The following is a 17,315-nucleotide window of genomic DNA, read 5'->3' on the forward strand; positions in this document are numbered from 1 at the left end:
ATTTCAAGAATTTTTCCAGGTTTTCTGGCAATGTAAAATTGTATTTTTTGCGATCATTTCAACTTAAAAATTAGGTTTGTGAGGGTAATTAATTAAACAGAAAAATTTATACTTATTTTATACATAGTTTTTGAAAATGTAATTCGGACACATAATGCTGTTTTACTAAACTTTACGATAGAAATGGTAGAAATTGTAACGGATAATTAAATTTAAACAGTAAATTTTTTTAAAAAAAGGTGTTTTATGTAAAATATCTTTTTACATTTGAACTCACACAAAAAAGGAAAAAAACACACACAACACACTTGATTTAGAACACACACACACAAAAGATGTTAAAAAGAATTTAATAATAATTTATATAATTTTTTTTAATGATGATTAAGTATCAACTGTTAGTTTTATGTTTTTTAGCTAATTTTTTCTATTCTCAGGCTCCAATTGAAGCCAAAGCTCCCAATAGTTATATCTACGATATCGGGCTTGCAAATTCCAACAATTATGGTGGGATTAAAATCCCCGTAAAAAAGGCCTACGAAATGTGGTCAAAATACGAGTATTTGAAATCGAATGGTGTTGCCAATCCGATTCCTGCTGGAGTTCAGTCTGCATCAATTTACTGGGAAGATGTTCCCGGTCTCGTTGAAAATGTAAGTATTGAAAACGGGACAGATCCAGCCAGTTCAAAAATTTTAGTAGAAATAAATAAAGGAAGAGGAAAGGGAAATGCAGTGGTAGCTTTCAAAGTTGATGGAACAATTTACTGGAGTTGGCATATTTGGGTAACCGATAATCCTGAAAATGGAGTTTTCTACAATTATGGTATGGAAGCAGATATCGACCTGAATCTCATCAATATTCAATACATGGATCGAAATCTAGGTGCTACAAGCAACAGTTTTCTAGATGATCAATGGCAAAAATCAGGTGGTTTAATGTACGAATGGGGGAGAAAAGATCCTTTTCCACCACTTGTTTACAAAGATTCTAACTTCTACGAAATTTCTGGTGAAGTGGGTGTGCTCAAACATAAACAGATAGATCCCATAAACACAATTCCTGTTGAGATAAGACCTTTTAATGAAATTGAAAAAAATATTCAATATTCAGTTAAAAATCCTATTACTTATATTATTAATACCGATTCCGGTGGAAACTGGTTTTCAAGCAGTAGGTATAAAGTTGCAGGAGCAAGTCCGAATTACATTACCTGGGATTTATGGTCAGATAATGCAAAAGGAGGGAATAGTAATGCAAACAGCTCAAGTACCACTTTGAAAAACGAAAGCCGTTCTTATGAATTAAAATCAGAACTGGATCCTTGTCCAAACGGATGGCGAATTCCTTCTTACAAAGGCAGAGAGACCCAAAATAATAACTTAGCTTTTTTTGGTAAGAACGACTGGAATAATGATGATATCGTGGTTGCAAACAGACAGCTTTTCCCAACTTCTGTGAATCCGAGTTTAAATGGTATTAAAGTTTATCCTGGTTTAGGAATGGATTTTACAAATGCACAAGGTGGCGGAAGAAATCTTGGTATGATGCCAATTTCTGGGGGATATGTTTATTATCCAAATTCGGCAGCACCTACTGCTCCAGTTGGTGTAACATTTCAAGATAATTCTGCCAATGGTGGTCTTTGGAGTGCGACTTTCGCTTATGATGGTGCACGATTATTTTCTATGATCTCTGATCCTTTTCGAACCAATACAACGGTTGGCCTTCATGCGATTTATAATAATCAAACCAATCCGACTAGATCTGGTAATGCAGTAAAATGTATGAGAGATCCTAATCTATTAAAAATAGGAGATTTTGCAACCCAATATTTCACGAGCGAGAAAGAAAATTTCGTAGAAGGATTAGAAAATCCAAATTCTTATATCGTAGTAAACCAAAGCCATCTGCAGATTCCTGTTAGCAAAGCATTCTCTGTATATAATCAATTGCTTTCTGATCAGGAGATGTTGCCTTATGAAAATTTAATGGTGAAACTTTTGTGGACTTCAAATCGCGGATTAGTTACTTCAATTACTCTTAATGCGCATCCTAAAGATGGTAGATTATCTTTTATAGATGTAGAATTAAATCCTGCTCAAAAAGGCAATGCGGTAATTTCTCTTCATGATGGTGATTTAAGCAGTCCTGCACTTTGGAGTTGGCATATTTGGGCTCCAGAAGATGACCCGACAACCAACGCAATATCTTACACGACTGAAACACCACTTCCTGTTTCTTATAATTTTGTAAATGCTTCCAACAGCAAGTTGCCCGCGTTGCAAACTGTTTTTATGGATCGTAATCTGGGTGCACAAAGCAGCTCATTGGAGTCCAGTTTTGCAAGTGGTCTTCATTATCAATGGGGTAGAAAAGATCCGATCCCTAATTTTGTAAATAAAAATTTCGAATATATTTACGTTTATAATGATGATCAACCTAGTATGCCAAATGGGCCAATATTTATGAAAGGTCTTGATAATATTGAGATCACAGACGAGCAATACCTTTACCAATTCACAGATCCTTACGAAATGTATGGATCAACGAATGAGTTGTCACATAAGAAAGTTCAGGAAAATATTATTTATTCCATCAATAACCCACTTCGCTTTTTGTACCAGAACAGTACTGGTTCTTTATATGATGGTGGAAATCATTACGCAAACGATTTAACCCAAATAAAAGACTGGGTTTCTGAAAAAAGAGGAGAAGCTGATGACCGATGGGGACACGCCGATAAAAAATCGGCATTTGATCCATGTCCGGAAGGTTGGAGAGTTCCTGACGTTTCTTTCACCAATCTTTATACAGGATCTAAAGGTAGTTCGCCGTGGTATAATGGATATCAAAATGATGCATACGGAAAATCTGGTGTCATTCAGGATCAGTGGCATGATGTGGCCTCTTTCTACGGAGGAACAGTAATATCAAGTGGAAGTAAAGGCTGGAAATTTGAAGGCGCCAACTTTAATATCGGAACTTTTCCACGAGATGGGATTCGAGGAGAATTGGGTGGAAGAGATAGTGAGGCGGTGAGATCTGGCGTTTGGACTGCTTCTTTAGCAGATTACCATACAGGTTTTGCATTAGCGCTACAATTTCAGGGAAATAAAATGCAAACCGGTACCGGAGTTTATCCGCAGGCGGGAATGAGCGTACGTTGCGCGAAAGACGAAAATCGACTTTTAGGAACTCCAGTTTCTAAAAATAAGCCGCCCGTTTTAGTTCAGCCGAATGCAGAAAAGCTGGTTGCTCAACCGGAAAATAATGAATTAAAAATTTATCCAAATCCTTTTAGAGATGAATTTTCGATAAGTAATCCTAATGCGATCAATTATGAAATATATGATTTCAGTGGAAAACTGGTTCTGAAAGGAAATGTACAGAATTCGAGAGTAAATGCTACTCAGATTCTAAACGGAATTTACCTGTTAAAAATTAAAATGAAAGACGGTTCATCAGTGACCAAAAAATTGATCAAACAATAAGTTGTTTTTTCAGTGAAGAGAAAGCACAATCGTTTTGGTTGTGCTTTTTTTGTTACTTTTGTTAAATATCGTTTCCCTTTAACAGAACAATAATTATCAATGAATATCGAAGACATTCTCCTTCCGCCCAGAGCAATTAAAACCGAAAAATGGCAACTTGGAAATATCATTTCTAATGAAATCCCGGAAAACGGAATCGTGCTGGTTTTTTGTTCAGATTATCGCGGTTTGAAAAATGGCAATGCCGAAATTCTTGATCATAAAAAAGTTCGAAAAGAATTGTATCAACTTTCGAAACTCGATTTTGATTTACCAATCTGTGATCTAGGAGATTTAATTTCAGGAAAATCTCATCAGGATACGCATTATATTTTGCAGGAAGTCTTATCGATGTGTCATTACAAAAACTCGATTCCTGTCATTGTTGGCGGAAGTAATGATCTGGCTTTTTCCTTGTTTTCTGCTTTAAATTTTCATCAGAAAAATATCAATTACACTCAAGTTTCAAATATTATTTCTTTGTTGAATGACAGCGAAGAAATCAACGAAAAGAATTTCCTTTCCAAAATTTTTAGTTCTAAAGAATTCAGCCTCAAAAATTATCATCATTTGGGTTATCAAAAACATCTGAACGAAGTTGATTCGGTAAAATTGATGAAGGAAGTAGAGTTCGACGTCATTCGATTAGCAGAAATGATGAATTCTACTGAACGAACTGAGCCTTTTTTCCGACGAGCAGATCTTGTCACTTTGAATTGTGATGCAATAGAAAGTCGAGGTGATGGTTTCTCCGTAAATCCGCAGGTAAATGGTTTAAACAATCGGGAAATTTGCGCATACATGAAAGAAATAGGTTTAAGTGAAAACCTGAAATCTGTTGGGATCTTTAACTTTAATGCAAATTCTGAAGAGTTTTTGAATCACCAACTTTTAGCGCAGATCATTTGGCATTTGATTGAAGGTATCAACATTCAAAAATCACATCCTGTGGAAAGGTCGTATGAAACTTTTTGGGTCTTGATCGATGACGGTCAATTTGCTTTTAAAAGAGATACTTTTACTAATTTATGGTACTTTGGCGAAGATGAAAAGGTGGCGAATTTGATTCCGTGTTCCAGATTTGAATATGAAGAGGCTAAACGAGGTTTTCTAAATGCTCGGTTGCTAAAAAACTAAATTTTTTCTTCAAATTAGGTCACTGAATTAAAATACTTATTTTTACGCCATAAACACCTGCATGAAAAGAGCTTTATTTAAAATTTTCAATAATTCTTTTTTGCTGATAATTATTACGGCTATCATAAAATTGCCGCTGTTATTAACCAGAAACATACAGGAAGATTCTTTTATAACATGGCGTGTTGCCAGAAATCTGATCAATTATGGCGTCATGGGTTTCAATGGTGAAGAGAGAATTTCTGCTTCTACGACTCATTTGTACGTTTTAATTACTGCTTTTTTTCAGCTCATTTTCGGGGAATATTTTATTTTCCCACTGCTCATTTTCAGCGGAATTCTTTTTGCAATTGGTTCATTGTGGCTTGCAAAAATTCTTTTTCCAGATGATATTTTAAAACGTGGATTTTTCGTGGTTTTTCTAAATATGCTTCCTCCTGCACTCACCGCTTCAGGTTTGGGAATGGAATACGGAATTTTATTTTTCCTCTACAATGCACTTATTTATTTCGGTATTTTCAAAAGTAAAAAATGGGCTTATTTGCTCTTTCCAATTTTACTGCTTTGGACGAGAATTGATACAGTAATTTTTCTCGGAGTATTTTTTTTGGCAGATTTAATCATCAGAAAGAAAATCAATTACCTCTTTATTTTAGGTGGAATTCTGGGACTTGTAAGTGTGGTTTATTTTAATTATTTATACTTTGGAGAATTGGTAAATCACACCATTACCGCTAAAAAAGTAGCTTATAAAAACCTCATCCAAAATAACAGTTTTACCTATTTCCTTTATCAATGGGCTTATTATGGTGGTTTGATCAAAAAATATTCTATATACACCTTTCTCGCATTTATCGCATTTCTAATTTTGCTGGGTTATTGTGTTTTTAAAATCATTAAAGATCAATCACGAATTCTATTTCAAACAAAAGTTATTTTAATTGCGGTGATTGTTTTTGCATTATTAAAAATCACGATTTTTTCTTATTTTAAAGCCTATTTCGATTGGTATTATTGGCTTCCGCGAGTTTTTATGTTTGTGGTGATTTTATATTACCTTCTTCATTTTTTACCTTTAAAAAAGAAAATTTTAATTCCAGTTACTTTTTTTATCACTTTTTGTTTATACAGTTTTCAGCTTCTTCAATCCTACACGATTGGTTATATGGAAGAGCGTCAAAGAATGCAGATTGCAGCTGATATTAAAGATGATAATGTGAATATGAAGGAATCGATCCTTTTGGAACCTGCTGGAATTATTCCCTTTTACACGAATCTTTACACTTATGATGAGGTCGGTTTGGTGGATAAAAGGATTAATGATGAAATGCTGAAAGATGAAAATTTTTGGTGGATCAATTCGGTGAAAAGATTCAAACCAAATTATATTTTAACTATTGCCAAAAAACCTGGCGAACCAAACAGTCGATACGCCATTAAACCTGAAGATACGGCTGAATTCGATGCCGATTATAAATTGGTGAAAGTTTATCCTATTGCAAAGATTCACGATAATGCGCCTTCAATTCTAAAATGGATTTATAAAATAAGACCGATCGGAAAAGATTATTTTCTTTATAAAATGGTGAAATAAATAATTTTTATGATGAATAAAGTTTCGATAATCGTTCCAGTTTATAATGTTGAAAAATACCTCAGAAAATGTTTAAATTCTCTGGTGAATCAAACTTTGCTGGAAATTGAAATTTTAGTAATTAACGACGGAAGTACAGACGGATCTGGGAAAATAATCGAAGAGTTTCAGGAAAAATTTTCTTTAAAAATAAAATCTTTTAATAAAGAAAATGGAGGTTTAAGTGATGCCCGAAATTTTGGTTTAGAACATACAAATAGCGAATTTATTGGCTTTGTTGATAGTGATGATGAGGTTTCTGAAAATATGTTCGAAGAAATGTATGATCTAGCCCAAAAACATTCTGCAGAAATGGTGATCTGCAATTTGCAAAAAGTAGATGAAAACGGAAAGGTCACTCAAAAACTGACTCAAATTCAGAATATGCCTGAGAAAATTAATTTAGAAGAAAATTTCTCTCTCTTCGCGGATATCAGTTATTTCGCTTGCAATAAGATTTTCAAAAAAGAATTATTTCAAAATAAAAGATTTAAAAAGGGGATTCATTTTGAAGATATTCAGTTAATTCCTCAACTTGTTTTAGAAAGTAAGACTATTGCTCAAACGCAAGCATATCATTATCAATATTTGGAACGCAGCGATTCTATCAGCAAAACACATACTGAAAAAGGTCTTGATATTTTAAAAGCAGTTGAAGATGTGGAAGTTGCGTTTAGAAGCTCTGTTTATTGCAATAAAATTTCGGAATGGGAAAATTTTCAGATTTTAGAAGGGGTTTATACTTTTCTCGCCTATCTTGCCTTTGTAAAAGAGGATGAACTTTACTTTAAAATGTCGGAAGAGTTAAAAAAATTCGTTAAGAAAAATAATATTTCAACCTTAGAAATCTTTTCTTATCAGCGCTTCGGAAAGAATTATCTATTATCTTTGCCGCTACGAAAAAAAATTTATTATCTACTGTACTTTTGCAAGCAGGAGAAACTGTTGCGAAAATTAGTTTAAAACACAATTCTGCCGATGCCGATTCTCCACCCAATTTTTATTTTGATTTTTCTCTTTCTTGCGGTTGCGAGTTATTGGGAAATTTTCAAATTAGAAAAAAAACAAAGCATATTTGTGTGGGTTGCGGCGATATTGGTGATCATTGCAGTAGGTTTCCGCGTCAATGCAGGTGCAGATTATCCTGTATATAAAATGCTTTTCTCTGGTTTTGCAATTTATACAAGTTATGGCGATGTTGTTGATAAAGCACTATTCCGCCCAAATACCGAAGAAATCGAATGGATTTTTGTGCTTATAAATAAAATTATTTTTGATTTCGGATTTCCATTTTACATTGTGACATTTATAATGGCTCTCATTACTGTATCTTTGAAATTTACGACGATCTACAAAAATGTTGCCTATCCTACATTGGCATTACTGTTCTACTTCATGCCAATTATGTTTTTTGAAGATTCGGGACAGATGCGGCAAGGTTTGGGAATTGCGGTTTGTGTTGCGTCTTTTAAATTTATTAAGGAGCGTAACTTATTTATGTTTTTGCTGTGTATCTACATTGCGTTGGGCTTTCATAAAACGGCAATCGTATTCTTACCTGCTTATTGGATTGTGAAAATTCCTCTAAACAGTAAAAGAATTTTTTGGATTTTGGTGGTTGCATTATTGACTTCTCCGTTCGAGTTGTATCGTTTAGGAGGCAGCTTTTTTAGCACGATTTCTCCCGAAGATGTTTCCGGAGCATATACAGGTTATTTAGATGATCGATATTATGGGACACAGGTTGAAACAGGGTTGAATGATATTGTGAAATTATTTTTCATCGTCATTTTAATTAAATATGATAAGAAAGGCTGCGAAGAGGTTTGGTGGTATGAATACATGAGAAATCTCTCGGTTTTCGGCTTGGCTTTATTTTATATCTTTCGGTCGAATGAGATTTTTGCAGTTCGGCTTCCGGGAGCTTATATGTTTTTTGTAACCATGTTCTGTATGAGCAATTTAGTATATGCAGTGAAGGATCGAACACGGCAGATTCTCTATCTTGGTTTTATGACTTATTTTATCGCCATGTTTTTTTACTTTGGTAGCGGCAATGGTCACCGTGGCAGTTTTACCTCCGAGAGATATAATAATGCACTTTGGTAGCAACAAATGAATGAAATAAAAGAGATTATTACCGGTATAGGAATCCCGCAGTTTTATCTGAAATTGGGATTAGGTATGCTGTGTTCCTTTTTACTGACTTTTTTATCCATTCCAACCATTGTGAAAATTTCGCGACGGAAAAACTTGATGGATGAACCTGGTTCCCGAAGTTCGCACCTTCGAAAAATACCTAATTTAGGGGGTATCGCAATATTTTATTCGTTGTCTGTTTGTGCTTCTATTTTCGCTTTTGAATTGTTCGATCTCTATAAATTTTTGTTCGCTTCTTTAGTTATTTTGCTTTATATCGGCGTGATGGATGATATCGTGGTGATGCGTGCTTACAAAAAATTGTTTGCCCAAATTATTGTCACCGCTTTGATGGTGATCGGTTCCGATGTGCGCATCAGGAATTTCTTTGGTCTCTTCGCTATCTATGAACTTTCTTATTTTTTTAGTGTTGTCATTAGTATTTTTACCTTTATTGTTTTAATTAATGCTTTTAATTTAATTGATGGGATTGATGGTTTAGCAGGAGGATATTCAATTATCTGCAGTGCTTTATTTGGCATCAGCTACTTTCGACTTGGGCCGTATAACTATCCTTTAGTTATCCTTTCTGGAGTAATTATTGGCTCTGTTGTTGGGTTTTTATATTATAATCTATCGAATTACCGCGCAAATAAAATTTTTATGGGCGATACAGGATCCATGATTCTGGGTTTTCTGCTAGCATTTACGGCCATTTGTTTTATTGATATTTTCATTGATAAAAAACTTCCGGAGGTTCCAAGATATTATCTACAGTCGGCTCCCGCAATCGCAATGGCAATTCTTATACTTCCACTTGTTGATACGCTTCATGTATTTATTATAAGGCTTTCCACGGGTAAATCTCCGTTTGTTGCAGATAAAAATCATATTCATCATTCATTATTGAATTTGGGCTTAACTCACAGACGTTCTACCTTTTATATTATTTTATATTATCTTTTCATTGTTACGGTTGCCTATTACTTTAGACATCTCAATGTGAATCTTTTGCTATTTATCATTATGGTTTTAGGATTTATCGGCGCTTATATTCCTCGATTTATTTTGGCAACTAGAAAAACAACTAATTAATTATTATTATTTTTGCAAACTACACCCTATAACTGATGAAAATTTATAAACCACTACTTCTTTTTATTTTACCATTTTTGCTCTACTCTTGCACCACTACCAAAGATGTAAGATATATGCAACCCAATGAAAATCTTGTGATCAACGAAGAGGGTTTGGTTCCTTACAATATCCCAACCTATCGGGTGACCAAAAATGATATGTTGAATCTCAATATTGTTACAACTCCAAAAGGTGATGCGGCGCAATTTTATTCCGCACTCAATGCTTCTTCCTCAGTTGGTGCAAATACTATGGCGGGTGGCGCATCAACAGGTGGAGCTGGCTCGCAAAGCGGAAACTCTAATTTTTATTTTAGTGGATTAAAAGTCGATTCTAAAGGCGACGTCAATATCATGGGAATTGGTTTTGTAAAGGCAGAAGGAAGAACCATTGAAGATATCACACAGGAAATTCAGACCCGGGTTAATGAAAATTTTGTTGAAGGAAAATCTGAAGTTCGCCTTAATACCGATGGGATCACGTATTATATTTTAGGAGATGTAGAAACCGTAGAGATAAGCGGTGAAAAGAAAGCACATAAGAATACCTTGACGATCACAGAAGCAATTGCAAGTAACGGCGGATTAAACAGAACAGTAGATCGTACCAATGTCGTCATTCACAGAAAATTACCAGAAGGAATAAAAATCGCAAAAATTGATCTTACCCGCGAAGATGTGATGAACTCTCCTTATTACTGGGTGCAAAATGGCGACGAAATTTTTCTGAATACACGATCCAAAAACTTAAATGGATTAGGGAAAGATCCGATACAGACTCTAACAACCGGAGTTTCGGTAATTACTACCGCCATCTCAATTTACTTAATTTTAACAAGACTCTAAGATGATTCCGGGAAAAGAAAATTTAGAAAGATCAGGCAGCACCCAAACTGAAAAGGAAGGTGCATTTGCGCTTTTCGATTTCGAACACTTTTTAAGAAGAGTCGTAAAAAACTGGTATTGGTTCGTCTTGATGGCAATGTTGGGATACGGCATTTCTTGGGTTTATAGTAAATACTACGCACAGCGAATTTACGCTTCCAACTTATCGCTGAGTATTTCTAATAATACAGCGAGTTATTTCACACCAAATCAGTCGATTAATTTCATTTGGGGTCAAAATGGCAATCAAGATGGAATTTATCTAAAAAAAATGCTCTTGTCGCGTTCACACAATGAATATTTGGTGAAACAGCTCGATCTGTATGTTAATTACACAACCAAAGGTCTCATTAAGCAAACATACCTGGATAAATACGATTCTCCTATTTTTTTAGAAATTGATAGATCTCATCTGCAGCAGGTTAATTATTCCATAACGCTTATTCCGCGAGGTGGTGATCGCTATGAAGTTGTTCTGCCAGACGAGGGTGAAACGACATCGCTCTATTCTTTTGTTACAGAAAATTTCAGCAATGTCTCCCATTACGCCAGACCAGCAAATAAAGTAATTTCTGTTAATGAATGGTATGTTTCGCCTAATCTTAAATTTAAGTTGGTAAAAAATCCGCAACCAAGCCAAATCAAATTTGATAATATTATTTTCTCACTTTCTACTGTAAATCAAACCGTAAACAGTTTAGTATCCACAATTGGCGTTGATTTCGATAAAGAAATTAATACGATCATGATCATTACAAAAAGTGGTTTTAACCTTAATGGAACGGTGAATTTTCTAAATACGTCGGTTGATGAATTACAAAAAAAGAGATTGATTGACAGAAATACCGTTGATAAAAACACTGAAAATTACCTCTTTGATAATCTTGCAAAAATCCGTAAAAAGTTAGATTCTAGCGCGACTCTTCTTAATCACATGAAAATTACAGAAGGTTTATATGACATCAAAGACCGAGACGAAAAATCCTTGCAAAGAATTAAAGATCTCGAAACCAAAAAAGCGGTGATCATCACTAAAATTAATTCTTTAAATAATATAAAAAACACGTTAGCTTCTCAGAATTTAGACCGCATGATCAGTATGAATGCTGCGGGAATCGAAGATGGCTCTTTCAATGCAACAGTTTCTGAGTTAAAGGCTTTATATTTGAAACGAAGAGAACTTGCGCTAATTTATACGCCGAATTCGGAGCCGATGCGCGAAATCAACAGGTTAATTAATGAAGCAAGAGGAAATTCAACAGGTTCACTCAAAAATTATTATACCAACTATTTAAATGAACTTTCCAAAATTGATCATCAGATCGCAGGGGAAAGTGCGGACTTAGTAACTTACCCCGAAAAAGAACGGCGATATCTGGATGTAGAGCGTGGTTACAACATGATCGAAGCTACTTATAACAGCTTACTCACCAAACAGAATGAAACACAGATTCGGGTAGCAACCAACAAATCAGATATTACCGTTATCGATAACGCAAAAAATCTTGGGCAAGGTCCAATCGCTCCGGATGTGAAAAAAACGAAATACACTATTATTGGTGGTTTATTACTTTTACCGCTCTTAATTTTAGGTCTTTCGGAAGCTATGGATAATAGAGTTCGGAATATTAAAGAATTGCTTCAGGCGACCAAAATTCCGCTTCTTGGTGTTGTGGGGAAAAACACGCATGAAAATAATCTCACTGTTCTGGATCAACCTCGATCTTCAATTTCTGAAGCTTTCAGGGGAATTCGTGCCAATCTGAGGTTTTTACACAAAGAGAATGATAAATCAAAAGTGATCCTCGTGACTTCTTCTGTTGGTGGTGAAGGTAAAACTTACGTGTCGATCAACATTGCTTCAGTTCTTGGATTAAGTGGTAAAAAAACCATCTTACTCGGAATGGATTTAAGAAAACCTAAAATTTTCGGGGATTTTAAAATTGACAATAAATACGGAATTTCAAATTATCTTACCGGTGAGGTAAAGATGGAAGAAATCATTAATAAAACCCGCATTGATGATCTTGACGTTGCAACCTCTGGTCCGATTCCGCCGAATCCTTCAGAACTTTTGATGAGCCAACGTAATATTGAATTTATTGAAGAATTGAAAAATCATTATGATTTTATTATTATCGATTCGCCACCTGTCGGTTTGGTTGCTGATTCATTTGAATTGATGAAGTATGCAGATGCCAGTATTTATGTGGTAAGACATGAATATACCGAAAAATATATGTTGAAGATGATTACCGAAAAATATCATAAACATGAAGTACAGAATCTTGGGCTGGTTTATAATGATTACCAGTCTCAGCAAGGATACGGATATGGTTACGGATATGGTTATGGATATGGTTACGGTTATTTTGATGAAGATAAAAATTATCGGGAACCAACCCTCATTAAAATTAGAAATAAATTAAGAAAACTTTTTGGTAATACTTAAGATTAAAACCCTCACAACGGAGGGTTTTATTTTAGTGAAATCATAAAAACATTTAATTATCGTTTTTAATTCAAAAAATTATGCTTTTTTGAGGGTATTTAACTAAAAATTAAGAATTTCCTTAAACTAAAATTGTTTTATATTTGCAAAATTATTTATGAAAATAGTCGTCAAGTCATCCATGCAAAAGAAAATTATTTATTCCATTATCGCGATCCTTTTTATTTCGGTTTCCTACAAAGGACAACGCCACGAAGTAGGGGTGCAGTTGGGGATGAGCAATTTGGTAGGCGATATTGGGAGAACCAATTATATTCTACAGCAACCTGTGCTCAATAAAATTTCAGATTATGGAGTTCCGTTATATGCCGGAGTTTTATACCGAATGAATTTCAACCCTTACCAAACGGTGCGTTTGAATATTGGGTATAGCAATGTGCAGTTTATAGATGCCCTGGCTAAAGAAAATTACCGGCGATACCGTAAACTTTCGGGAACTAATTCGATTTATGAAGCAGATTTGATTTTTGAATACAATTTCTTTCCCGTAAATAATGAGCAGAAAAGCCTTTTGAGTCCGTACATTTTTGGAGGAGTTGGAGCTTTGCTTGCGAATGACACGAAGGTTACGCTGGAAAATGATTTTAAAAGAGATCCCGGTGGTAACGCGATAAGACCAGTGACCAATGATGATTTTTCAACAACTCCTACTTATACTTCGGGACAGCAATTTACAATGGCGATCCCATTTGGAGTTGGATTAAAATATAAATTTAATTACAATTGGGCACTTTTTGGGGAATTTATGTTTAGACCCACTTTTTCAGACTCTATCGACTATAGCGTTATCGATGAAAAAAGTGTAAAACAAACTTATAATAAAGATATAGTGGTAGTTGGAACTTCAAAATCACTTTTACAGGAAAGTCCTTATAAAGAAATTGCAGATGCAAGAGCTGAAGCATTTTTAAAAAATCGCCAGATCGGAAATATCAATTCGAAAGATTGGGTAAATACAGTTTCTATAGGACTTACTTACTCATTCGGAAGACCACCTTGTTATTGTGAACAGTAAAATGCAGTCGATAAAAGATAAATTAAATTTGGATCAGCTTCCACAACATGTTGCCATCATCATGGATGGAAATGGAAGATGGGCAAAATCCCGTGGTGAAGAACGCACTTTTGGCCACAAAAACGCCATCAAAGCAGTGCGGGAAGTTGTAAATGCCTGTAATGAAATTAGTATTCCTTACCTCACTCTTTACACCTTTTCCTCAGAAAACTGGAACCGTCCGAATGACGAAGTAAGCACTTTGATGAGTCTTATTTCTGAAACTTTACTTTTAGAAGCAGAAGAAATTTTTTCTAAAGGGTTAAGAATGCATGTCATCGGAGATATAGATAAATTACCCGAATTGGTAAGAGACCAAATGTTGCGTCTCGTAGAAATTACCAAAGATAATAAGCGCGGGAATTTGATTCTAGCATTGAGTTATGGCTCTCAAAATGAAATTTTAAATGCCGTAAAACAAATTAGCGCAAAAGTGAAATCTGGTGAACTAACCGAAGAAGAAATCACCGAGAAAGTTTTCGAAAACCATCTATATACCAAAGATTTTCCACCAGTAGATCTGCTCATCAGAACAAGTGGCGAAGTAAGAATAAGTAATTTTCTGTTGTGGCAGATCGCCTATGCAGAATTACAGTTTCTAGAAATTCTGTGGCCAGACTTCGGTAAAGAAGATTTTTTTAAGTGTATTTATGATTATCAGAACAAAGAAAGAAGATTCGGCAAAACAAGTGAACAGCTCGACGAAAATATATAAAAAGAAAGTTAGCAAGATAAAAAATGAAGTTTAAATTCTTACCCATCATCATGTTTGTGGCTTCGGCACATTTCTATGGTCAGATTACCCCGGAACAGAATACCCCGGAAAAAAATCCTGTTCATGCTCAAAACGAAGCTGGAACTTATATTCTAAAAGACATTGTTGTAGATGGTGTAAAAAAATACACCCCCGCTCAGATCTTAAGATTTACAGGTCTTAATAAAAATGAAAGCGTAGAAATCCCGGGACAAAAAATAAGCAACGCCATCAAAAAACTTTGGGAAACACAGTCTTTCTCAGAAGTTGAAGTGTACATTCAAAGTATTGAAGGTGATCAGATCATTTTGCGTTTTAATCTTCAGGATCTGAAAGATCTGGGTGTCGTGAAATTTACCGGAAAAGGGATCGGAAAATCTAAAAGCGAAAAGCTTGCTAAAGACAACGGCTTAAAACCAGGCACAAAAATTACCCAGAATCTAATTTCTACCCTGAAAACTAATATTCCGAAAGAATATGTGAAGAAAGGTTTTGCCGATGCCAAAGTTACCATTCAGGATAAAGTGAATGCACAGGATCCTAATTTGGTAGACTGGACCATTAATGTTGAGAAAGGTAAAAAAGTAAAAATCAGCCACATCGAATTTGAAGGAAATACAAGTGTTTCTGATTCAAAACTTCGAAAAAAAGCCTTCAAAGACACAAAACAAAGGAGATTTGGAATTCAGGGAATTTTAAAACCATCGAAATTTATTGAAGATAAATATGATGATGACAAAGTAAACCTCGTTAATTATTACCGTTCATTGGGTTTCCGTGATGCTAAGATCGTTTCAGATTCTGTTTGGAGAAATCCTAAAAATGATTATGAAATCAACGTAAAATTAAGCGAGGGAAAAAAATATTATATCGGTGACATTAATTTCTTAGGAAACACTGCTTTCTCTACAGATTATTTACAAAAAATTCTTGGCTACAAAACGGGTGATATTTACGATGCAGTAGGATTCAACAAAAAAGTTGGAGAAGACGGTGGTAAAGAAGATGATTCCGATTTGAAATCCATTTATATGAATAATGGATATCTTTTCTCTAGTGTAACACCAATTGAAAAATCGGTGAAAGGAGACTCCATTAATGTAGAAATTAGAATTAATGAAGGCGAAAAAGCAACCTGGAACAGAGTAACATGGAGTGGAAATACTACTACTCATGACCACGTTATCCTGCGTTCTTTAAGAACAAAACCTGGAAGTTTATTTGCAAAAAGCGATATCAAAAGAACTTATTTTGATCTGGCCGGAATGCAGTTTTTTGACCCACAACAGGTTGGACAACAGATTACGCCAAACCCACAAGATAATACGGTAGATGTACACTGGACTTTGGTTGAAAAAGGATCGTCGCAGGTTCAGCTTCAGGCAGGTTACGGTGGTGGTTCATTCATTGGAACTTTAGGACTGACTTTCAATAACTTTTCCCTTAGAAATTTCTTGAAACTGAAAGATTTCAAACCAGTACCACAAGGTGATGGTCAAACGCTTTCCGTTCAGGCTCAAGCAGGGCAATATTTTCAGAATTATGGGATTTCATTTACAGAGCCGTGGTTGTTTGGGAAAAAACCAACCGCACTATCTGTAAGTTTAAACCAATCATTAGTAAGATATTCGGATCAATTTGGGGCAACTCAAAAATTAAATATTTTCTCTGCGAGTGCAGGTTTAAACAGATTGTTGAGATGGCCCGATGATTATTTCTCTCTTTACACAGGGATTCAGTACCAAAGCTATGACTTCAACAATTATCCTTTCCAGTTCGGAAATACGACAGAATATAATGGTTCTGCGAAAAATTTTAGTTTCAATGTAGGTTTAAGCAGAAATTCTGCAGGATTAGATCCTATTTTCCCAACGCAAGGTTCAAACATTGAAGCTTCTGTAAAATTTACGCCGCCTTATTCTCTCTTTAACAAAAAGGATTATTCAACCATCACACCGGTAGAAAAATACAAATTGTTAGAGTTTTATAAAGTTAAATTAAAAGCCGATATTTACAATACGGTTGTTGGCAAGATGGTTCTTAGAAGCACCGCTGAAATGGGCTTTCTTGATGGCTATAACAAAGAACTAGGTGCGCCACCTTTCGAGCGATTTTATGTAGGAGGAACAGGACTTATTGGTGGAAGATATGACGGACGGGAATTGGTTCCTTTGAGAGGTTATGAGAATTCTTCATCCACAGGTGGTGAAGCTGCTGATGTAACGCCTTATGGAGGTGCTACCGTTTATAACCGATTTGCTTTGGAATTAAGATATCCAATCTCCATGAATCAAACGGCAAAAATTTATGCGCTTACTTTCTTAGAAGGAGGAAACGCGTGGAATTCTTTCGGAACGTATAACCCATTCCAGTTGAAACGTTCTGCCGGAGTCGGAATTAGAGTTTATATGGGAGCTTTCGGATTAATTGGATTTGATTTCGCTTACGGATTCGATAAAACATTGATGGGTAACGATCCTTCAGGTTGGAAGACACACTTCTTGATGAATCAGTCATTATAAATATAATAAC

General features: G+C 35.1%; 11 protein-coding genes. All 11 read left to right on the forward strand.

Annotated elements, in window-relative coordinates; genetic code table 11:
- Positions 1-377 precede the first annotated feature (377 nt).
- The 11 genes from OA86_RS07370 to OA86_RS07420 all read left to right on the forward strand — a co-directional run bounded on the left by OA86_RS07370 (position 378) and on the right by OA86_RS07420 (position 17,305).
- Entirely contained in the window at positions 378-3,494 is a 3,117-nt protein-coding gene (locus tag OA86_RS07370; RefSeq protein WP_082017301.1) for a T9SS type A sorting domain-containing protein, read from the forward strand.
- A 99-nt stretch (positions 3,495-3,593) separates the two neighbouring features.
- On the forward strand, positions 3,594-4,670 hold the full coding sequence (locus OA86_RS07375) for a formimidoylglutamase (protein WP_039351123.1): 1,077 nt from the start codon (positions 3,594-3,596) through the stop codon (positions 4,668-4,670).
- Between the two features lie 130 nt (positions 4,671-4,800).
- The gene (locus OA86_RS07380) at positions 4,801-6,264 is read left to right on the forward strand and encodes a DUF8728 domain-containing protein (RefSeq protein ID WP_126340481.1); all 1,464 of its coding nucleotides are present in this window, start codon (positions 4,801-4,803) and stop codon (positions 6,262-6,264) included.
- 12 nt (positions 6,265-6,276) lie between these two features.
- Positions 6,277-7,266, forward strand: a complete 990-nt coding sequence (locus tag OA86_RS07385; RefSeq protein ID WP_039351125.1) for a glycosyltransferase family 2 protein — start codon at positions 6,277-6,279, stop codon at positions 7,264-7,266.
- 15 nt (positions 7,267-7,281) lie between these two features.
- Positions 7,282-8,412, forward strand: a complete 1,131-nt coding sequence (locus OA86_RS07390; RefSeq protein ID WP_039351127.1) for an EpsG family protein — start codon at positions 7,282-7,284, stop codon at positions 8,410-8,412.
- 6 nt (positions 8,413-8,418) lie between these two features.
- A complete protein-coding gene (locus OA86_RS07395; protein WP_039351130.1) occupies positions 8,419-9,537 on the forward strand; it encodes a glycosyltransferase family 4 protein in 1,119 nt (372 codons plus the stop codon).
- Between the two features lie 35 nt (positions 9,538-9,572).
- A complete protein-coding gene (locus tag OA86_RS07400; protein ID WP_039351133.1) occupies positions 9,573-10,424 on the forward strand; it encodes a polysaccharide biosynthesis/export family protein in 852 nt (283 codons plus the stop codon).
- A 1-nt stretch (position 10,425) separates the two neighbouring features.
- Positions 10,426-12,915, forward strand: coding sequence for an exopolysaccharide transport family protein (locus OA86_RS07405; RefSeq protein ID WP_039351136.1), 2,490 nt, complete (start codon positions 10,426-10,428; stop codon positions 12,913-12,915).
- 157 nt (positions 12,916-13,072) lie between these two features.
- On the forward strand, positions 13,073-13,990 hold the full coding sequence (gene porG / locus OA86_RS07410; RefSeq protein ID WP_246008033.1) for a type IX secretion system protein PorG: 918 nt from the start codon (positions 13,073-13,075) through the stop codon (positions 13,988-13,990).
- A gap of 1 nt (position 13,991) precedes the next feature.
- Positions 13,992-14,744: an undecaprenyl pyrophosphate synthase gene (gene uppS, locus OA86_RS07415; RefSeq protein WP_039351143.1), complete on the forward strand. Its 753-nt coding sequence runs from the start codon at positions 13,992-13,994 to the stop codon at positions 14,742-14,744.
- Between the two features lie 23 nt (positions 14,745-14,767).
- Positions 14,768-17,305: a BamA/OMP85 family outer membrane protein gene (locus OA86_RS07420; protein WP_039351146.1), complete on the forward strand. Its 2,538-nt coding sequence runs from the start codon at positions 14,768-14,770 to the stop codon at positions 17,303-17,305.
- Positions 17,306-17,315: the final 10 nt, after the last annotated feature.

The sequence above is a fragment of the Kaistella jeonii genome, from assembly GCF_000812865.1.
GTDB lineage: Bacteria > Bacteroidota > Bacteroidia > Flavobacteriales > Weeksellaceae > Kaistella > Kaistella jeonii.

Coding starts and splice junctions, on each gene's coding strand:
- OA86_RS07370 (WP_082017301.1), top strand. CDS start 378: ATGATGATTAAGTATCAACTGTTAGTTTTATGTTTTTTAGCTAATTTT.
- OA86_RS07375 (WP_039351123.1), top strand. CDS start 3,594: ATGAATATCGAAGACATTCTCCTTCCGCCCAGAGCAATTAAAACCGAA.
- OA86_RS07385 (WP_039351125.1), top strand. CDS start 6,277: ATGAATAAAGTTTCGATAATCGTTCCAGTTTATAATGTTGAAAAATAC.
- OA86_RS07390 (WP_039351127.1), top strand. CDS start 7,282: ATGCCGATTCTCCACCCAATTTTTATTTTGATTTTTCTCTTTCTTGCG.
- OA86_RS07395 (WP_039351130.1), top strand. CDS start 8,419: ATGAATGAAATAAAAGAGATTATTACCGGTATAGGAATCCCGCAGTTT.
- OA86_RS07400 (WP_039351133.1), top strand. CDS start 9,573: ATGAAAATTTATAAACCACTACTTCTTTTTATTTTACCATTTTTGCTC.
- OA86_RS07405 (WP_039351136.1), top strand. CDS start 10,426: ATGATTCCGGGAAAAGAAAATTTAGAAAGATCAGGCAGCACCCAAACT.
- porG (WP_246008033.1), top strand. CDS start 13,073: ATGAAAATAGTCGTCAAGTCATCCATGCAAAAGAAAATTATTTATTCC.
- uppS (WP_039351143.1), top strand. CDS start 13,992: ATGCAGTCGATAAAAGATAAATTAAATTTGGATCAGCTTCCACAACAT.
- OA86_RS07420 (WP_039351146.1), top strand. CDS start 14,768: ATGAAGTTTAAATTCTTACCCATCATCATGTTTGTGGCTTCGGCACAT.